At 64.1% G+C, this 16,581-nt stretch carries 18 protein-coding genes; 3 read left to right on the forward strand and 15 right to left on the reverse strand.

The genetic code is table 11. The features are described 5' to 3' along the window. Nucleotides 1–40 precede the first annotated feature (40 nt). Nucleotides 41–1,486: a phosphomethylpyrimidine synthase ThiC gene (gene thiC / locus ACZ45C_RS12480; protein ID WP_460561985.1), complete on the forward strand. Its 1,446-nt coding sequence runs from the start codon at nt 41–43 to the stop codon at nt 1,484–1,486. Between the two features lie 51 nt (nt 1,487–1,537). Here the strand turns inward: thiC and bioD are convergent, their stop codons facing one another. The 4 genes from bioD to bioB are packed head-to-tail and all read right to left on the reverse strand — an operon-like array spanning nt 1,538 to nt 5,649. Next, the gene (gene bioD / locus ACZ45C_RS12485; protein ID WP_460561983.1) at nt 1,538–2,209 is read right to left on the reverse strand and encodes a dethiobiotin synthase; all 672 of its coding nucleotides are present in this window, start codon (nt 2,207–2,209) and stop codon (nt 1,538–1,540) included. After that, on the reverse strand, nt 2,206–3,456 hold the full coding sequence (locus tag ACZ45C_RS12490) for an aminotransferase class I/II-fold pyridoxal phosphate-dependent enzyme (RefSeq protein ID WP_460561981.1): 1,251 nt from the start codon (nt 3,454–3,456) through the stop codon (nt 2,206–2,208). The genes bioD and ACZ45C_RS12490 overlap by 4 nt, the downstream gene beginning before the upstream one ends. Nucleotides 3,457–3,458: 2 nt before the next feature. Next, nucleotides 3,459–4,529: a saccharopine dehydrogenase family protein gene (locus ACZ45C_RS12495; protein ID WP_460561979.1), complete on the reverse strand. Its 1,071-nt coding sequence runs from the start codon at nt 4,527–4,529 to the stop codon at nt 3,459–3,461. A 1-nt stretch (nt 4,530) separates the two neighbouring features. After that, nucleotides 4,531–5,649, reverse strand: coding sequence for a biotin synthase BioB (gene bioB, locus ACZ45C_RS12500; protein WP_460561977.1), 1,119 nt, complete (start codon nt 5,647–5,649; stop codon nt 4,531–4,533). Nucleotides 5,650–5,778: 129 nt separating this feature from the next. Between bioB and bluB the strand changes: the two genes are divergently transcribed. Then, entirely contained in the window at nt 5,779–6,474 is a 696-nt protein-coding gene (gene bluB / locus ACZ45C_RS12505; RefSeq protein ID WP_460561975.1) for a 5,6-dimethylbenzimidazole synthase, read from the forward strand. Here bluB and ACZ45C_RS12510 read toward each other — a convergent pair. The 11 genes from ACZ45C_RS12510 to cbiT are packed head-to-tail and all read right to left on the reverse strand — an operon-like array spanning nt 6,471 to nt 15,592. Further along, the gene (locus tag ACZ45C_RS12510) at nt 6,471–7,787 is read right to left on the reverse strand and encodes an outer membrane protein assembly factor BamB family protein (protein ID WP_460561973.1); all 1,317 of its coding nucleotides are present in this window, start codon (nt 7,785–7,787) and stop codon (nt 6,471–6,473) included. The two genes, bluB and ACZ45C_RS12510, sit on opposite strands and share 4 nt — an antisense overlap. Next, a complete protein-coding gene (locus tag ACZ45C_RS12515) occupies nt 7,780–8,151 on the reverse strand; it encodes a DUF3209 family protein (protein ID WP_460561971.1) in 372 nt (123 codons plus the stop codon). The genes ACZ45C_RS12510 and ACZ45C_RS12515 overlap by 8 nt, the downstream gene beginning before the upstream one ends. An 8-nt stretch (nt 8,152–8,159) precedes the next feature. Continuing rightward, nucleotides 8,160–9,386: a CbiX/SirB N-terminal domain-containing protein gene (locus ACZ45C_RS12520; RefSeq protein ID WP_460561969.1), complete on the reverse strand. Its 1,227-nt coding sequence runs from the start codon at nt 9,384–9,386 to the stop codon at nt 8,160–8,162. Then, nucleotides 9,383–10,099 (reverse strand): cobalamin biosynthesis protein, encoded by a 717-nt coding sequence (locus ACZ45C_RS12525; RefSeq protein WP_460561967.1) that lies wholly within the window; start codon nt 10,097–10,099, stop codon nt 9,383–9,385. The genes ACZ45C_RS12520 and ACZ45C_RS12525 overlap by 4 nt, the downstream gene beginning before the upstream one ends. Beyond that, the gene (locus ACZ45C_RS12530; RefSeq protein ID WP_460561965.1) at nt 10,092–10,355 is read right to left on the reverse strand and encodes a ferredoxin; all 264 of its coding nucleotides are present in this window, start codon (nt 10,353–10,355) and stop codon (nt 10,092–10,094) included. The genes ACZ45C_RS12525 and ACZ45C_RS12530 overlap by 8 nt, the downstream gene beginning before the upstream one ends. Next, nucleotides 10,345–11,421 carry a precorrin-3B C(17)-methyltransferase gene (gene cobJ, locus ACZ45C_RS12535; protein ID WP_460561963.1) on the reverse strand — a complete coding sequence of 359 codons (1,077 nt, stop codon included), beginning with the start codon at nt 11,419–11,421 and terminating at the stop codon, nt 10,345–10,347. The genes ACZ45C_RS12530 and cobJ overlap by 11 nt, the downstream gene beginning before the upstream one ends. A 2-nt stretch (nt 11,422–11,423) precedes the next feature. Beyond that, the gene (locus ACZ45C_RS12540) at nt 11,424–12,323 is read right to left on the reverse strand and encodes a precorrin-3B C(17)-methyltransferase (RefSeq protein ID WP_460561961.1); all 900 of its coding nucleotides are present in this window, start codon (nt 12,321–12,323) and stop codon (nt 11,424–11,426) included. A gap of 1 nt (nt 12,324) precedes the next feature. Then, nucleotides 12,325–13,305, reverse strand: coding sequence for a cobalt-precorrin 5A hydrolase (gene cbiG, locus ACZ45C_RS12545; RefSeq protein ID WP_460561959.1), 981 nt, complete (start codon nt 13,303–13,305; stop codon nt 12,325–12,327). 3 nt (nt 13,306–13,308) lie between these two features. Continuing rightward, complete coding sequence (locus tag ACZ45C_RS12550; protein WP_460561957.1) at nt 13,309–14,175, reverse strand: cobalt-precorrin-4/precorrin-4 C(11)-methyltransferase; 867 nt, start codon at nt 14,173–14,175, stop codon at nt 13,309–13,311. Further along, the gene (locus ACZ45C_RS12555) at nt 14,172–15,026 is read right to left on the reverse strand and encodes a cobalt-factor II C(20)-methyltransferase (protein WP_460561955.1); all 855 of its coding nucleotides are present in this window, start codon (nt 15,024–15,026) and stop codon (nt 14,172–14,174) included. Before ACZ45C_RS12555 ends, ACZ45C_RS12550 begins: the two co-directional genes overlap by 4 nt. Then, nucleotides 15,023–15,592 carry a precorrin-6Y C5,15-methyltransferase (decarboxylating) subunit CbiT gene (gene cbiT / locus ACZ45C_RS12560; protein ID WP_460561953.1) on the reverse strand — a complete coding sequence of 190 codons (570 nt, stop codon included), beginning with the start codon at nt 15,590–15,592 and terminating at the stop codon, nt 15,023–15,025. The genes ACZ45C_RS12555 and cbiT overlap by 4 nt, the downstream gene beginning before the upstream one ends. A gap of 147 nt (nt 15,593–15,739) precedes the next feature. On the opposite strand from cbiT, the gene ACZ45C_RS12565 reads away from it, so the two are divergent. Then, nucleotides 15,740–16,555: a DUF7839 domain-containing protein gene (locus tag ACZ45C_RS12565; RefSeq protein WP_460561951.1), complete on the forward strand. Its 816-nt coding sequence runs from the start codon at nt 15,740–15,742 to the stop codon at nt 16,553–16,555. Nucleotides 16,556–16,581 lie beyond the last annotated feature (26 nt).

Consider the following 16,581-nt stretch of genomic DNA (forward strand, 5'->3'; position numbering starts at 1 on the left):
TACCCGAGATTTATAACTTAGTAGTACTACTATGTAATACGTGGCACGAACCCAACTTCAGCACGCCAAGTCCGGAAAGATAACCGCTGCCATGCGACGCGTGGCAGAACGGGAAAATCGGAAGCCAGAGTTCGTCCGTAAGCAGGTTGCGGACGGCCAGGCAGTGATTCCGAATAACAACGCTCACGAGTCACTCGACCCGATGATCATCGGGAAAGAGTTCTCCACGAAAGTCAACGCCAACATCGGGAACAGCGACACGACCAGCACCCTTCAGGGGGAGCTTCAGAAGCTCCACACAGCAGTCCACTACGGTGCCGACACGGTGATGGATCTCTCGACGGGCGACGACCTCGACGAGATTCGTGAAGCCAACGTCGAACATTCACCCGTTCCCATCGGAACGGTCCCGATTTACGAGGCCATCAAGCAGGCCGAAAGTCCTGCCGATATCACGCACGAACTCCTTCTCGACATTATCGAAAAGCAGGCTGAACAGGGGGTCGACTACATGACCATCCACGCGGGTGTACTCATGGAGCACCTGCCGCTGACGGATGGTCGCAAGACGGGTATCGTCTCGCGAGGAGGGTCTATCTTGGCCCAGTGGATCGAAGAAAATGGGATGCAGAACCCACTGTACACGAAGTTCGAGGAAATCTGTGACATCTTCGCCGAGCACGACGTGACGTTTTCGCTCGGCGACGGGTTCCGCCCTGGCTGTCTAGCCGACGCCAGCGACGAAGCGCAGTTCGCCGAACTCGAAACACTCGGGGAACTTACGCGGACCGCGTGGGAGCACGGTGTGCAGGTGATGGTCGAAGGACCTGGGCACGTTCCGATGGACGAAATCGAGGACAACGTCGAGCGGCAGCAGGAAGTCTGTGACGGCGCACCGTTCTATGTGCTCGGCCCACTCGTCACGGACGTTGCGCCGGGATACGACCACATCACCAGCGCAATCGGCGCGACGGAAGCCGCCCGTGCGGGTGCAGCGATGCTCTGTTACGTCACGCCCAAAGAGCACCTCGGTCTGCCGGACAAAGACGACGTTCGTGACGGCCTCGCAGCGTATCGAATCGCGGCGCACGCGGCGGACGTCGCGACTGGTCTCCCCGGCGCGCGGGACTGGGACGATGCGCTCTCTGAGGCGCGGTACGAGTTCGACTGGCGCCGTCAGTTCGAACTCGCTCTCGACTCGGAACGAGCACAAGCATATCACGACCAGACGTTGCCGGGTGACAACTACAAGGACGCACGGTTCTGCTCGATGTGTGGCGTCGAGTTCTGCTCGATGCGTATCGACCAGGACGCCCGTAACGCAGATGGCGAGATGTCCGCAATCGACGACGAAACGGACTTGTCCGTCTCGGTCGCTGCCGACGTGAACCTCCCGCCGGTAGGGACACACGACACCAGTCGCATTCCCGAAAAAATCGAAATTGATGGGGTCACGTTCACACCGGAGTCGCACGCGGACGACTGATTCCGGTCGCCGGGCCGTGGAGCAACCGGTTTGGCGGCCCGGGCCGCTACGCTATCCGGCGTCCCCGATCAGCGACTCCGAAAGGAGTTCCGCCGTACCACTGACAACGGCCGTTGGGTCCGTCAGGTCCAGTGGTGGGAGCGTCTCGACCGGCACGTCAAGCATTCGTTCGAGCATGGCTGGATTCGTCCGTTCGGCAACGGTGGCCTCCTCGTACTCGTTGAGAACGACACTGTGGACCGGGATCCCGCGCTCGTGAAGCGCGTCGACGGTCAGCGCCGTGTGATTCAGTGTCCCCAACACCGACCGGGCGACAACCACGGCGGGGAGCTTGAGGTCGGCCACGAGGTCGATTACCTCCCGTCCCTCGGCCAGTGGCACTCGGAGTCCACCGACGCCCTCGAGGACGCCACACGCCGCGTCGGCCAGCGCCCGTTCACAGTCCGTCAGTAGCGTCCCATAGGAGAGGGTGCGGCCTGCTTTTTCGGCAGCAACTTGGGGAGCCAGCGGTTCCTCCAGGCGGCGGAGACAGGTTGCGGCAGCGGACGTCCCACAGACTTCGGCGACGAACCCCGCGTCGTCGTCCGGGGGGAAGCCGGTCTGGCAGGGTTTGACAGCGCGAGCGACGACACCGGCCTCGCGGAGATTCCCGACCAGTCCTGCGGTGACGATGGTCTTGCCGACGCCTGTGTCCGTCCCAACGACCGCAAAATCCTCGGTCATAGCAGATCGAGAGCACGGCCAGCATCGCGGAAGGCCGCCAGACAGCGGTCGATCTCCTCGTCCGTGTGCGTCGCCATCGGTGCCACCCGGATACGGCTGGTCCCCTCGGAGACCGTCGGCGGTCGAATCCCCGGCGCGATGATGTTTCGCTCGCGGAGCCGCTCGGCGAGTGTCATTGTGGTCTCCCGCTCGCCGACAACAACGGGCAGGATCTGGGTCTCGCCCCACACCTCGTACCCCAGTTCCTCGAGTCCGTCGCGCAGTCGCTCGACGTTCGCCCAGAGCCGCGCCGGCCAGTCGCCATCGCGAGCGATCTGGAACGCTTTGTGGGCGGCCGCCGCGGCCGGCGGTGTGAGACCCGTGGAGAAGATGAATGAGCGGGCGGTGTTGAGCAGATGCTCGATCAACATCTCACTGCCAGCGACGTACCCGCCTTGGCTCGCGAGCGCCTTCGAAAGCGTCCCCATCTGCACGTGGACGCGGTCGGCGAGCCCCTCGCGCTGGACGATACCGCCGCCTGCCTCGTATAGGCCGGTCGCGTGCGCCTCGTCGACCATCAGCCACGCGCCGTACTCTTCGGCGGCGGCACAGAGCTCCTCGAGGGGAGCCACGTCACCATCCATGCTAAATACGGAGTCAGTGACGACCAGCCACGATTCGTCCCCGGTCGCCTCGTGGGCGCGTCGGTCGAGCATCGCACGGAGATCGTTGGGGTCGCAGTGGTCGTACACCTGCGTCTCCGTGTCGGCGAGGCGACAGCCGTCGATGATGCTTGCGTGGTTCAGTTCGTCGGAGAAGACGAGGTCCGGAGCCAGTGCCGAGAGCACCCCGAGGTTCGTCGCGTACCCCGACGAGAAAACGAGCGCGCGCGCCGTCTCCTTCGTCTCGGCGATCTCGCGTTCGAGGGCGCGATGTGTTCGTGTGTCACCGGTCACGAGCCGACTCGCACCGGCACCGGTCCCGGTCTGGCGGGACGCATCGGCTGCCGCCGCCTGTACGCGCTCGTTAGCTGCGAGGCCGAGGTAGTCGTTCGCGGCGAACACCAGTTGCTCCCGGCTATCGAAGTCGGGTACTCCCCCCTTCGGATCGGGAGCCACGCGGGTGCGCGCGGCGACCCGTTCGGCCGGAGTGAGGTTCCGCCTGAGCCCCCGTCGCTCCCGCGCAGCGAGCCGGGGCGCGAGGTCGAACCCGTGTCCTCGGCTCCGGCCCGCGTCGGCATCCAAACCAAGGTCCGATTCGCGGCGCATCTCTAGAACCCCGGCATCAGCTCGGCGGGACCGAACACCCCGTACTCGCCAGCGCGATTACGGCGGAGGGCCGCTTTCATGTAGCCCAGGGCTGGCCCGTTGACGTTGGCCTCCATGCTCGTATCATCGCCGAGCTGGAAGGTGTTCGTCGCCGTCTCCCCGTCGAACGTCCGACCCGTGACACGCACGGTCGTCGTCGTGGGCTTCTCGTCGGCGGTCACGTCAAGGATACCGCCGACCGTTACATCCGCGGCGTCGCAGATGCCAGCGCGCTCTAGGAGTACGTCGTCGGCGTGCTCCATGTCCCGGAACTCGATGACGCCGTCGTGCTCGTCGATGACCGCCGCGATCTCCTCGTCGCTCATCTTGTGGGCGTCCTCGATATCGTACCCCGGCAGATGGGCGATGTCCTCGCGGACGGTGCCGCGGTTGTCCTCGTAACCGGATTTGAGTCCGACACCCCACCAGATATCGACCGCCTCGACCTCAACGAACGACTGGGCCGCGATGGCCGCTGCGCCGGTGAGCAAGCCAGGCGTGGCACCGGCACCGCAGACAAACGTGATCCCTCGCTCTCGGAAGGTATCCGCGCGCTCGTCGAGCATCCCGATGACTCGGGAGCGTTTGAGCACGTCGACGAGGACACCGGAGTAGTCCGCGTCCGCGAAGCGGTCGGCCACCCGCGGGATGAAGTCGTGTTCGAAGTTCGGGAGCGCGATGAGCACCGCGTCGATCCGGTCGCTCTCTGCGATGACGTCGTCGATCGGCGTCTCCGTGGCGGTCGCCTGTGCGGACGCGACGACGCCAGCGTCCTCGCCGGTCTGCTTGACGCCACTACCTCGGGTGGACGCCGACCCGCCGTCCGTGGTCACGTCGCGCCCCTCGGGGTCGCTCGCAACGTTCCCTTCCGTCGCCGCAAGCAACTCGTCCACGTCGAGGCCGTCGTGGTCGATGGCGACTCCGTGACGGTCACACGCTGCGACGGGCGTCAGCCCCGCCTTCTCCGTCGAGACCTCGAGCATTCGTCGACCGATACCGCCGGTACCGAGCACTGCGAAGTTGCTTTCGTGCATGTTACTCCTCTAGTTCCGCGTTGCTTATCGCCGGTTCTGCTGCCGTTTTTATCGTCCTGCGTTCCCGTGTCGTCCGCGCCTTGACGGCCTCCGTATCGAACTCGTTGACGGCCATGTTCGGCTCCATCCCGGCCCGCTCCATCACCTCGATGTCGTCACCGGGGGACTGCCCCGACGTGGTGAGGTAGTCGCCAGTCAGGATGCCGTCGGCTCCCGCCTCGAACGGCAGGTGCTGTTCGTCCGTCTCGAGGTTGACCTCGCGACCGCCCGTGAGCCGCACCCGCGCGTGGGGGTGGAGCAACCGATAGACTGCGATGGTTCTGATGATCTCGTCGGTGGAGATTGCCGCGTCTTCACCGAGTCGGTCGCCCAGCGACGTCCCCTCGATCGGGTTGAGGACGTTCACCGGGAGCGAGGAGACACCGATCTCCTGCAGGGCGATAGCGGCGTCCACGCGGTCCGTCGGCGTCTCACCCATGCCGAGGATAACGCCGGCACAGAGGTCCATTCCGACCGCTTTGGCGATCTCCAGGGTCTCGACACGGTCCTCGAAGGAGTGGGTCCCAACGATCTCCGGGAAGAACCGGGGAGAGGTCTCGATGTTGTGATTGTAGTGGTTGATCCCCTCGTTGGCGAGAATCTGGGCTTCTGTCTCCGTGAGGATGCCGAGCGATGCGTCCACCTCGACGTTGGTCTCGTCGCGAACGAGGCGGATGGCCCGGAGCACCTCCTGCCACTCGTCGGGTCGTCGTTCTTTGGAGACGCCTTTCTCGGCGACGACGATGCCGAAGCGCTGGGAACCGTCGCGCTCGGCCCGTTTCGCCGCTTCGAGTATCTCTTCGGGGTTGAGAAACCCGTACGTCTCGATGCCGGCGTCGAAGTGGACGGACTGGGCACAGAAGCCACAGTCCTCCGCACAGTTGCCCGCTTTCGCGTTCACGATCGAGCAGGCGTCGACCGTGTCGTCACCGAACTGCGCGCGGACGTAGTCGGCGGCGGCCGCGAGCTCCCCGACCGGCTGTGCGATGAGTGCTAGCCCGTCACGGCGATCCAATCGCTCGCCCGCCAGTACCCGCTCGACGGCGTCGGCTATCGTCGTGTTATCGGTCTCGTAAACCACAGGTTTGTGATTGGTTGACGGCATTGAAAAAGTTCGGTCGCTCACAGGAACTCGGCGACGTTCCTCGATGAGATGTCAATCGGGGCGATTTCCCAACCGATATACAAACACCTATTCAGTATCTCAAGTATGGTTGAATTTGGAGCGGACGAACGGGAAGCCGTCTACAGCGCCATCTACGCACGCCGAGATATCAGGCGGTTCCGCGACGCGCCCGTCCCCGAGGCGGTACTAAAGCGGGTTCTGGGCGCAGCACACCACGCACCGAGCGTCGGGTTCTCCCAGCCGTGGGACTTCATCGTTATCGAGGACGACGCGACGAAAGTCTCAGTCGCGGAGATCGCCGAACGGGCGATCGCCGCCGCCCGAGAGGGGTACCGGGAACCCCGACGCTCGGAGTTCGGCGAGCTGAAACTGGAAGGAATCACCGACGCACCGGTGAACGTCTGTGTCACCTGCGACCCGACCCGCGACGCACCGCACGTCCTCGGGCGGAACACGATGCAGGAGATGGACGTCTACTCCACGTGTCTCGCGGTCCAGAACCTCTGGCTGGCCGCTCGCGCGGAGGGAGTCGGTGTCGGATGGGTTTCCTTCCTCTACCCCCACGAACTCCGGGACGTCCTGAACATTCCGCACCACGTTCGACCCGTCGCCTATCTCTGCGTCGGCTATCCCGAGGACGGCTTCCCCGACGAACCGGTGCTCCAACGAGAGGGCTGGCGCGACCGCATCGCCCGAGACGAATTGGTTCACGACGGTCGATGGGACCCCGCCAAGACACCGGAGGCTGACTCACGGCCGGAGCCCACCTCCGATGACTAACAGTCACGGGGCGTTCCAAGGTGTAGCCGATAGGTCCCCCGCTCCGTCCCCTCGTCGTGGTAGACGACGGGCTCCTCCACGGCGGCGAACGCGTCGCCATCGAGCGCGACAGCCGTAACGACGCCGTCGGTTTCGAGGCTCGTCTCGGGGCCGGTCGCCGCGTCGAACAGGCGGAGCCCGTGGACGTCGGCCTCGCGCGTCCGGAAGTGTTGGGCCCCGGGTACGGCCACGCGCCCGCCGTCGACGCCGAGTTCCCCCGCGAAGCCGCCGACCGAGGCCGTCCAAGCGCGCTCACCGTCCGGCGTGTAGCCGAGGGCAGTGTGCTCACAGGGATGCAGCGACGTCGTCTCGCGACCTTCCGTCGAATACGTGTTCCCCGTGACGAAGACCACACCGTGCTCTGTCGCGTGCACATGGTTTGGATAGGCGTACAGCGTTTCGTCGTCGACCTCAGTTGGTGTCCCAAGGTCGACAAACCACTGTTCGGCACCCCCGTCGCGGAGACGGTAGCCACAGTAGTCGCCGTGGCTGGCAACCACAACCCCGTCTTCGACGAGTGAAACGTCACCGACGCGTCGCTGGCCGTCGGAACCGGGGTCCCACTCGTATCGCACGGCGCCCGTTTCGGCATCGAGGACGACCAAGCCGTGTTGGTGGGTACCGGGACAGCGATTGTACGCAACGGCTAGGCGGCGATGGTCGACATCGAGACTGATCGGAGAGGCGTCGGTATCGTGCGCCCAGACGATATCGCCCGCCTCGTCGAACGCGTAGACGACACTGGTGAACGACCGACAGTCACCGTCGCTGCTCGCGGTTCGTTCTTGCTCACGGGTCGGCTCCGCCTCCCCGCTCACTCGTCCCGACGGCTCACTTCGTTCGCCGTCGCGCTCGTAGCGACGGGACGCAACGTACAACCGGTCTCCATCCGTCTCGATATCTGCGACGAAGGGAAGGAAGAACCGAGACGATCTCTGTGGAGCTCCGAGGTCCGTCGCTGTGGCGTACTGCCACCGAAGGTCGCCGGTCTCCTGGTCGTAGACTCGGATTGTTCCCTCGGTGCTTCGCTCGCCGACCGCGACACCGTCGCCGAACGGCGCCGCTGCTACGACAGACGTCATCTCAGTTTCCGTTCCTCCGCGCCATCGTTCGTCGAGGGTCGTTCGGTCGTGAGCGACCACGTCGCCGGTGGCCGTTCCAGTGACCACCAGCTCCTCGAGCAACGTGACTGCCGACCGTCTGCCCGCGTGCCGAGACCGAGCGGGCGGTACGTCACCGAGTCCGACCGTTCGCTGTTGCAGTGCGTCACTCATCGACGGGGAAGGTCTCGTGGAGGACGTCGTGTGCCTCACCCAACCCGCTCAGGACACTCTCACCTTGGTCGGTCAGTCGATGGATGGCGCGCTCCGCGTCGCGGACGGCCACGAGTCGGCCACGCATGTAGCCGTACTCCGGGTCATCTGAATCGGTGGCGGCGATTTCCTCCTCGAGGTCGACGAGCGCCGCATCGAGGTGACGCTCGATCTCCGAAACGGTCTCCGCGTTTGCCAGGGCCTCGATCGGCCCATCCAGATGACCCTCTAGTTCGGTCTCCGCGTGTTCGCGTGCGCTCCGGTCTTCGGTTCCGAGCACGTTCATCAATCCGAGTCGTAGGGCTTCGATTTCGTAGCAGCTCATGGTTGTGGTTACAGCGTTTGATCGACGAGATTCGAGACGATACGGTCCCGGTCGAGATGGGACGAAACGATTCGCTCCGCGTCGGTCTGGTCGATATCCCCGTACCAGACACCGTCGGGATAGACGGCGACCATAGGGCCGTCGCCACAGCGGCCGAGACACGACGAACGCGTGATTCGGGCGTCACAGGCGTCGGAGTCCCGGGCCTCCTGTCTCAACCGTTCCAGAACGGCCGGTGAACCGTCGGCGGCACAGGTCTGATTCGTACAGACCGCGACGTGTTTCTCCGGTGCGTCGTGCGCGTGAGGCTGGGCGTCGACGTCGTCGCGGTCTGCGTGAGACTCCTGATGTGTCAGCGCCCGCAGCATCGCTCTCGCTCCGCCGACGTCCTCCTCGTACGCGTCGAGTTCCACCTTGTATTTGCAGCTGTCACAGGACATGTCCACGCTGTCCGTCCGGGCTTCCTGCCAGCGATCACCGAGTACGTCCAGAATTCGGGTGTCGGTCCCGAGCGGGTCGCCGGCCGCGGCGTCGACGTACGGGTATTCGTCGTCGAACTCGGCGGCACCGTTGCGGATACGTCCGGTGAGTACGCCGTCGCCGAGCATGTACGGAAGCACGACCACGGCGTCCGGACGGGTTTTCGCCACTGTGTGGAGTGTCTCCTCGAGGCGGGGGGCGGTAACACCGATGAACGAGGTTTCGACACGGGCGAAAGAGCGCCCCTCGTACAGTAACCGGGCGAGTTTGTGTGCGTCACTGTTCGCGTCCGGGTCACTGGAGCCACGGGCACAGAGGACGACCGCGACGTCTGCTTCGTCACGGTCGATTCCCAGCTCCGCTTCCACAGCTGCGGCCCGTTCGTCGAGGAGGTCCACGAGTGCGGGATGTACCCCGAGATGTGCACCGTTGTGGAGTGTGATCCCAGGGTGTTCCGAGCGGGCGTTCTGGACTGCCAGTGGCACGTCGTTCTTGACGTGACTGGCTGCAAAGAGCGACAACTGGACGACGGTGATTCGCGAAACACTCGAGGCGAGGCCTGCGATGGCGTCGGGAATCGACGGTTTCGCGAGTTCGAGGAACCCGGCGTCGACCGGCACGCCGAGTCGTCCTTCTAGGTCGGCGGCGAGCGTGCGAACCTGTTCGTTCGACTTCTCGCGGCGAGACCCGTGTCCGACCAGCAGCACCGCTTCGTCGTCGAGCCCGATGGAGGTCGCTTTCGCGTTCGTGGTCATCGGGAGAGTCCGCCCACCTCGCTACCCGTTGCACGTTCGATGCTCCGGCGGAGTTTCTGCCGCCGCTCCGTCGAGTACAGTCCCGACCCGTCGCTGCCGGCGTATACCCACCGTGCAAACGCCGCCGTGTCCGCATCGTCGCCCAGACCGAACCAGTAGCCACCGGAGGACGTCTCGGAGAGGTCGTCGGCCGGAACGTAGGGGTCGGCGGCGGCGAGGAGGGACTGAACCGTCCGAAGCAGGGCTTGGTCGTCGTGGACGAACGAGACACCGACCGACCCCGAGGACTCACGGAAACAGACGGTTCCACAGGCCTCGAGTAATCCACGAACAAGCTGTGGACGGTGCTCTGAGAACGTGTCGAACCGATATCCACCCGGCTGTTCGTCGATGGGAAGTCCAAGCGCAGCACTTGCGCGGTCGGCCAGCATCCCGAACACCTGTAACTGGTACTCGTCTTCGAACCGGACGATAGAGGCGTCGTGCGCCGACTCACGGGCGGCGATGCGATGGTCGTGATCCGTTCGACCGGCACCGGCGACCGCCGCAAGCGCGTCGGCCGACATCTGGTCTTCTGTCCGAACGGTCACACAGTCTTGGGTCAGGTCGCCATCGCCGGCCACCCGTCCCCAGAAGTACGCCGTGGCCGATGTCGAGGTGAGCAGGTCCTCGACCGGGTCGGGCGTCGTGGACTGTCGGTTCGCGTCACTCATCGTCTTCCTCCGTCAGCACCTCTATCGCGTCGACCGGGCAGGCGCGAGCCGCCTGTTCGGCCGCCGACAGCCGCTCGTCGGTGAACGTCACGAGCTGTTCTCCGTTCACGTCTCGCTCCTGAGGATTACCGTCGTCGCCCCCGTCGATGGTCGCCAACCCGTCCGACGCCTCGACGAAGCGGTCGTCTCGGACGAGACAAGCGAACACGCCATCACAGACACTACGGTCGAGCCGAACCTGATACTCAGTAGTCATACTTGGACTCGTATCCCCGTGGCGTCACCATCCGGTCGTCCCAGACGTACGTCTCCTCGTTTCCGACGAGGATCGTCGTCGTCATGTCGATGAGGTCCGTCTCGCCGAGCTCCTCGAGATCGCCGAGTTCGACGATCTCGACCTCCTCATCGTCGCGGCCCGCCCCGTGGACGACCCCGACAGGCGTGTCCGGTGCGCGGTGCTCTAAGAGGATCTCACAACACTTCTGGAAGTTCTCTCGGCGCTTGCGGCTCCAAGGGTTGTAGATTGCGATGGTGAAACCCTCCTTAGCTGCCGCGTGGAGCCGTGACTCGATGGTCGGCATCGATGTCAGGTGATCCGACAGAGAGAGACTGACCGTGTCGTTCACGAGCGGCGCGCCCAACCGCGCGCCGCAGGACTGGGCAGCGGGGACACCTGGAACGACCTCGAAGTCGACCATGCTCGCGGTCGCGCCCTTCGACTCGAGGATCTCTAGCGTCAGACCGGCCAGTGCGTAGACGTTCGGATCGCCGCTCCCGATGATGGCGACGTCGTTCCCTGCGAGCGCGCGGTCGATCGCTTCCTCCGTGCGAGACACCTCGCCACACATCGGCGTGTCGTACAGTTCCTCTGCCGACTCCGTGACCTCCTCTGGCAGGAGTTCGACGTACGTGGTGTATCCGACGATATGCTCTGCGTCGAGCAGCGCCCCGTGGGCACGCTGGGTCATCCCTTCCGGCTGTCCGGGACCCAAGCCAACTGCGATGAGTCGTCCGGGGTCCGCCTCGAAGTCGTCGACGGTCGACCCAACCTTCTCGTCGGTTGCCGACTTCTTCGAACTGCCGCACCCGGAACTGGACGACGACGTGGACCCGCCACACGTCGACGTGCTCTCGTCAGCGTCTGTCGCCGTTCCGGCTGCGTTCGTGACGCCACCGTCGGCCTCGGCGTCCGAGGTCGAAGCGCCGCATTTCGAACCGGATTCGGTGTCAGTCGCAGTTTCAGCCGCGTTCGAATCGTCACTCGCGCCACAGCTGGTTTCGGTGTCTGTGCTCGTCTCAGTGGTGGTATCGTCAGTGCTCATTGTCAGAAGTCGTCGACGTCACGCCCGCCGCGCGGGGTGACGAGGTGGTTGCCGTAGTCGTTCTCCCAGACCGTCGTCTCGTGATTGCCGATCAGAATGGACGTTCCCATCCCACCGACCTCGTCGTCGTAGTCGTTCGCCTCGCCGAGGGTGGTGATGGTGTGTGTCTCGTCGTCCAGATTTCGACCTGCGTCGCCGCGGCCGGCGTCGTTGAAGATGCCGACCGGCACGTCGTCAGCGCGTTCCTCTCGAACCACGTCGATGGCCCGCTGGTAATCCCGCCAGCAGTTGTAGAGGACGATGACGAAGCCGCTGATCGCTGCGGCTCGAAGCTTCTCTTCGATTTCGTCCCATCCGCGCCACTTGTCGGACAGCGAGACCGTACAGAAGTCGTTCGACAGCGGTGCGCCGAGGTTCGCCGCGCCGCCGAGCGCCGCCGTCACACCGGGGACCACCTCGATGGGAACGTCGTACGCCTCGTCCGCCTCGGCCATCGTGTACAGGAGGTCGCTCTTACCGTAGACGTTCGGATCGCCGCCAGAGACGTGGGCGACAGCTTCGCCCGCCCGGACGCGCTGGAACGCCTCACGGGCCAGTTCGACCTGTTTTCCCATCGTCGAGCGGATGAGGGTCTGGCGGGTACCCCCTGGCCGTTCGAGGACGGTACCGGACTCGTCTCCCGTCGTCGTCCCTCCATCAGGTGCTGCTTCCACCTCGGCGTTTTCTGGGGGGAGCGTTCCGTCGCGCCGGAGGAACTCTTGATAGAGGTTCGACGCGACGACGCAATCGGCGGTGGTGATGACGTCCTTGGCCCGCTGTGTCATCGCGTGGGGCAGTCCAGGACCGATACCAACGACGTAGAGGGTCCCCATCGCGTCGGCGGGAGCATCTTTGCCATCCATGTTACCGCCCCACCGCGACGGTCACGGCGTCGTCGAACCGCTCTTTCTTCCGGGCGAGGTCGTGCTCGCGACCACCGGCGATAGCCGACGCTTCGGCGATTCCCGGCCAGCCGATGAGTTCCTTCGACCGCGAGGGTGAGGGCCCCTCGAACTCCTCCAGTGTTTCTTTCTCTAAGAGGACGACCCCCGCACCGACCTCCTGGGCTGCCTCGTAGAGTCCTTCTTCACCCTCCTTTCGAGTGCCGGTCGCGACGAACTCCACGTCCGAGAACCCCAGACCCAAATCGTCGAGGACAGCCTCCCAGGCATCGAGTACCTGCGCTCTCTTCACCCCCGAGACGGTGCCGGTCCCGAGGACGACGCCGTCCTCGGCGTTACGCTTGAGAACGGTCACGTCGTCGCCGACGAGGACCGCTCGGGGGCCGTCGAGACGGGCCACCGGACCGAGTTCATCGTTCAACACGGCGAGGTTTGTCGCGACCGTCGAATCGCCGTTGACGACGTGGGTGTCCAGCGCCTTCGCCTTGCTCTCGACGCCCTGCTTGCCCGCAGCCTCGCTCGCGGTCGTCATCGCTGGGACTGCGCCCAGTTGTGAGAGATCGTGGGCGACCTGATTCGCACCGTGGTGGCCACCCGTGATCGGGATTGCCCACGTGAGCGCCTCGTCGACGACGACGATAGCGGGATCGTCCCACTTGTCATCGAGGAGCGGTGCAGTCTTGCGCATCGCGATACCCGAGGCCATTAGCCCGACGAAGCAATCGTACTCGCCCCAGTGTTCCGCGAACACGTCGCCGTGGTACTCGATGATGTCCACGCGCTCGTAGGCGTCGCCGATTCCCGCCTCGATCTCGCGAGCGGTGTCGAGTTTTCGTTCGAAGCTGATGATCGCGATTTCCTCGGCCACCTCACCATCCGAGTCCGGTGTGGAACAGTGACCGCTCGATTCGTCCGAATCCGCGTCGTTGGTGTCAGTACTCATGTGTCAGTCGTCTGCTTCGCTCTCGGTGGAACTGCGGTTCGCCCAGTCACCGTACAGGTAGGAACGCTCGTATCCCGCTTTTCGCGCCGCGTCGCCGATGACGACAAGCGCGGACGCACGGTAGCCGGCTGCCTCCAGTCGCTCGCCGATCGTTCCGATGGTCCCCTCGATGATCTCTTCGTCCGGCCACGAGGCGTGATAGACGACGGCAACCGGCGTCTCCGGGTCGTGGCCGTCTTCGAGGAGGCGATCCATCGTCTCGCCGACCGCGTGGGTGCCGAGGTAGATGCAAGTCGTCACGTCGCCCATCTCGACGAACTCGCCGATGTGGTCGTCTTCCGGGTCGAGCGTCTTCCCCTGAGGACGAGTGAACGCGACGTGGTTGGCCACGCCGTTCAGCGTGAGCTGGGTTCGGAGCGTCGCACTGGCTGCGAACGCCGAGGTTACGCCCGGAACGATGTAGGTTGGAACTCCCTCGTGTTCCAGAGCGTCCATCTGCTCCAAGGCTGCTCCGTAGATGGCCGGGTCGCCGCTGTGGAGACGGACGACTGTCTGCCCCGCCTCGTAGGCGTCCCGCATCAGCGGCACCAACTCCTCCAGGTCTTTACCGATGCTCGACACCTGCTCGGCGTCCGCACAGTATTCGTCGAGAAGTTCGCTGTTGACCAGCGATCCGGCGTGGACGACGAGATCTGCCGCCTCGACCAGCTCTTTACCGGTGACAGTGAGGAGCCCTGGGTCGCCGGGACCGGCACCGATGAACGGGATGCCCTCCTGTCTCTCGCCAGCAGTTCGCTCCTCGATGCGAGGGTCCCGCTCCGCCGCTCGGGTGGCCGTCGCCGCGTCGATAGCGTCTTGCGGGTCGGTCATCGCGGCGGGACCTCTGGGACTTCGTCGCCGCAGGCTTCACCTTCGGCTCGCTCCATCGACACGGTATCACTCCGAGATTCATCCCCAGACCAAGGCTCTGAAGCGGGCTGCGCCCCGCCATCGGTCTTCACTCTCGCTCCGGTGCCAGAGTCGCTCTCCGATTCGGTCTCTTCGAAGGCCGCAGTCGCTGGCTCCGAATCGAGACCGCGTTTCTCTGCGTAGGCCAGCGTATAGTAGTCGCGTTCGTTCAGCGTTCCGGGATCATCCGTCACGACCGTCTCGCCTTGCTCCATGTACAGTCGGCGGCCGTACACCACGTCATAGCCCGCCTCGACGAGCTGTTCGTGGGTCGTCGGGACGTCGGTGACCTTGAACAGAATCAGCCGGTCTGGTCCGGTAGGTGCTGCACCACGAGCGGCCTCGTGAAGCCCGAGACTCGCCCCGGAAGAGATCTCGACGCCGAGAGCCGTGGTAAAGGCCGTTACGGCGCTCACTCCGGGAACGACCTCGATATCGACATCAGCGTGAAACGCGGAGAGCGTCCGCCGCAAGTGCCCGAACGTCGAATAGACGTTCGGATCGCCGAGCGTGACGAACGCCACAGTTCCGTCGCGAGCACGCGGTGCGATCCTGTCGGCGGCCTCGCGCCACGCTCGCCGGAGTTCGTCCTCGTCGCGAGTCATCGGAAAGTCGACGTCACCGATTCGGTCTGTGGGGACGTGCTCGGTCGCGACCGATCGGGAGAGGCGTCCCGGCGAGTAGACGACGTCCGCCGCTTCGAGGACGCGACGTCCCCGTACGGTTACGAGGTCGGCGTCGCCGGGGCCGAGTCCGATACCGTAGAGAGTCATCGCTGTCTCCCGTCTGTCGCGACCGCATCGGTCCCGCCCACCAGCATGTACACCGGGTTGTCGGCATCGAAACTCGTCGCGCCGGCGAGTTCGTACCCGTGACTCACTTGCAACTGGACGACCTCTTCTAGGAGGTCCCGTTCACGGAACGCCTCGGTGGCGGCGCCAGCGACTTCGAGCCGCGAAACGTTCATCACGATACGGTCAACCTCGGTTTCGACGGCGTGGTCGAGGACTGCCTCGTAGTTCCGACTGCCGCCGATGAACAGGACGTCTGCGTCGCCGGGTAACCCCTCGGGAGCTTCGGCTTCCCGAAGGTCAACGTCCCCGGTCACGTCGTTGGCAGCGAGATTTTTTCTGGTGGTTTCGATCCGTTCTGCTTTTCGTTCGATTGCAGTGACCCGACCCGCGCGCCGTGCCGCCTTGATCGTGACGGCGCCGGTACACGAACCGACCTCTGCGAAGTGGTTGGTCGGCCCGAGGTCGAGTTTGCTGAGAAGGACGGCCCTGACCTCCGGTTTCGTCGGGCCGGCCTTCGCATCGTGTGGGAGCGATACGTGTGCCATCGCCGAACACAACTATCCTGAGGCGTAAAACAATTGTGGTTGATTTAGAGAAATCTAAGTTGGGTAATTCGCCGTAGAAGGTATTTTTACCCAACCTCAGGCGTTCTAAGCCAAAGTTACTTTAGTTCGTAGTCCAGAGAAGAGATAATGCCGAAGAACGCGGCCGATCCCGAGAAATTCGGCGTTCTCCAGAGCAAACGAAACGCCACGCGGTATCAAATCCTCGTCCAGATCGCAGAACGACAACCCGCGGTAAACCAACAAGAGATAGCCGATGCCATCGGGGTCACTGCCCAGGCTGTGAGCGATTACCTCCAAGACCTGGTTGAACACGGATACGTCAACAAGCACGGCCGTGGCCGATACGAAGTAACCAAAGAAGGGGTCGACTGGCTGATTTCACAGACCGATGAGCTGCGCCACTTCATCGAACACGTTTCTGAAGACGTCATCGGACAGGTCGAGATCGAAACTGCGATCGCGACGACGGAAATCAGTGAAGGAGAGACCGTCTCACTGACGATGCAGGACGGTGTTCTACGGGCTATGTCTGGTGGGACCGGGAGCGCAACTGCAGTTGCAGTAACGAACGCGGAGGCAGGGCAGGATGTTGGGATTACGAATTTCGACGGGGTCGTCGATTACGACTTGGGTTCGGTGACTATCGTCTCGATCCCACGGGTGCAGAACGGTGGAAGTTCGGCGGTGGATTCCAATAGAATCGCTGAGATGGCCGAAAGGCACGACCTGATAGCGGTTGGTGGAGTCGAAGCTATCGCCGTCGCGGAGGCAGCAGATCTCGAGCCCGACATCCGTTTCGGAAGCACGGCTGCTGTTCAAGAAGCGGCTGCGAGGGGACTCGACATACTGCTCCTCTCTTCGACAGATCTGCTCTCGGCACACACCGACAAACTCCGGGATCAGAATCTCAGCTATGAGGTCGTGGATGTCGCAGACACGTAGCGTCTCTGACTAGCGGAGAGCTGTGA

The organism is Halorubrum pallidum (assembly GCF_055380345.1).

What these genes read in the sequence shown, in the direction of transcription:
- ACZ45C_RS12565 (WP_460561951.1), top strand. Translation starts at nt 15,740, where the DNA reads ATGCCGAAGAACGCGGCCGATCCCGAGAAATTCGGCGTTCTCCAGAGC.
- ACZ45C_RS12550 (WP_460561957.1), bottom strand. Translation starts at nt 14,175, where the DNA reads ATGACCGACCCGCAAGACGCTATCGACGCGGCGACGGCCACCCGAGCG.
- bluB (WP_460561975.1), top strand. Translation starts at nt 5,779, where the DNA reads ATGGTTGAATTTGGAGCGGACGAACGGGAAGCCGTCTACAGCGCCATC.
- ACZ45C_RS12555 (WP_460561955.1), bottom strand. Translation starts at nt 15,026, where the DNA reads ATGACTCTCTACGGTATCGGACTCGGCCCCGGCGACGCCGACCTCGTA.
- bioD (WP_460561983.1), bottom strand. Translation starts at nt 2,209, where the DNA reads ATGACCGAGGATTTTGCGGTCGTTGGGACGGACACAGGCGTCGGCAAG.
- ACZ45C_RS12490 (WP_460561981.1), bottom strand. Translation starts at nt 3,456, where the DNA reads ATGCGCCGCGAATCGGACCTTGGTTTGGATGCCGACGCGGGCCGGAGC.
- ACZ45C_RS12540 (WP_460561961.1), bottom strand. Translation starts at nt 12,323, where the DNA reads ATGGATGGCAAAGATGCTCCCGCCGACGCGATGGGGACCCTCTACGTC.
- cbiT (WP_460561953.1), bottom strand. Translation starts at nt 15,592, where the DNA reads ATGGCACACGTATCGCTCCCACACGATGCGAAGGCCGGCCCGACGAAA.
- ACZ45C_RS12530 (WP_460561965.1), bottom strand. Translation starts at nt 10,355, where the DNA reads ATGACTACTGAGTATCAGGTTCGGCTCGACCGTAGTGTCTGTGATGGC.
- ACZ45C_RS12510 (WP_460561973.1), bottom strand. Translation starts at nt 7,787, where the DNA reads ATGAGTGACGCACTGCAACAGCGAACGGTCGGACTCGGTGACGTACCG.
- cbiG (WP_460561959.1), bottom strand. Translation starts at nt 13,305, where the DNA reads ATGAGTACTGACACCAACGACGCGGATTCGGACGAATCGAGCGGTCAC.
- cobJ (WP_460561963.1), bottom strand. Translation starts at nt 11,421, where the DNA reads ATGAGCACTGACGATACCACCACTGAGACGAGCACAGACACCGAAACC.
- ACZ45C_RS12525 (WP_460561967.1), bottom strand. Translation starts at nt 10,099, where the DNA reads ATGAGTGACGCGAACCGACAGTCCACGACGCCCGACCCGGTCGAGGAC.
- ACZ45C_RS12515 (WP_460561971.1), bottom strand. Translation starts at nt 8,151, where the DNA reads ATGAGCTGCTACGAAATCGAAGCCCTACGACTCGGATTGATGAACGTG.
- ACZ45C_RS12520 (WP_460561969.1), bottom strand. Translation starts at nt 9,386, where the DNA reads ATGACCACGAACGCGAAAGCGACCTCCATCGGGCTCGACGACGAAGCG.
- ACZ45C_RS12495 (WP_460561979.1), bottom strand. Translation starts at nt 4,529, where the DNA reads ATGCACGAAAGCAACTTCGCAGTGCTCGGTACCGGCGGTATCGGTCGA.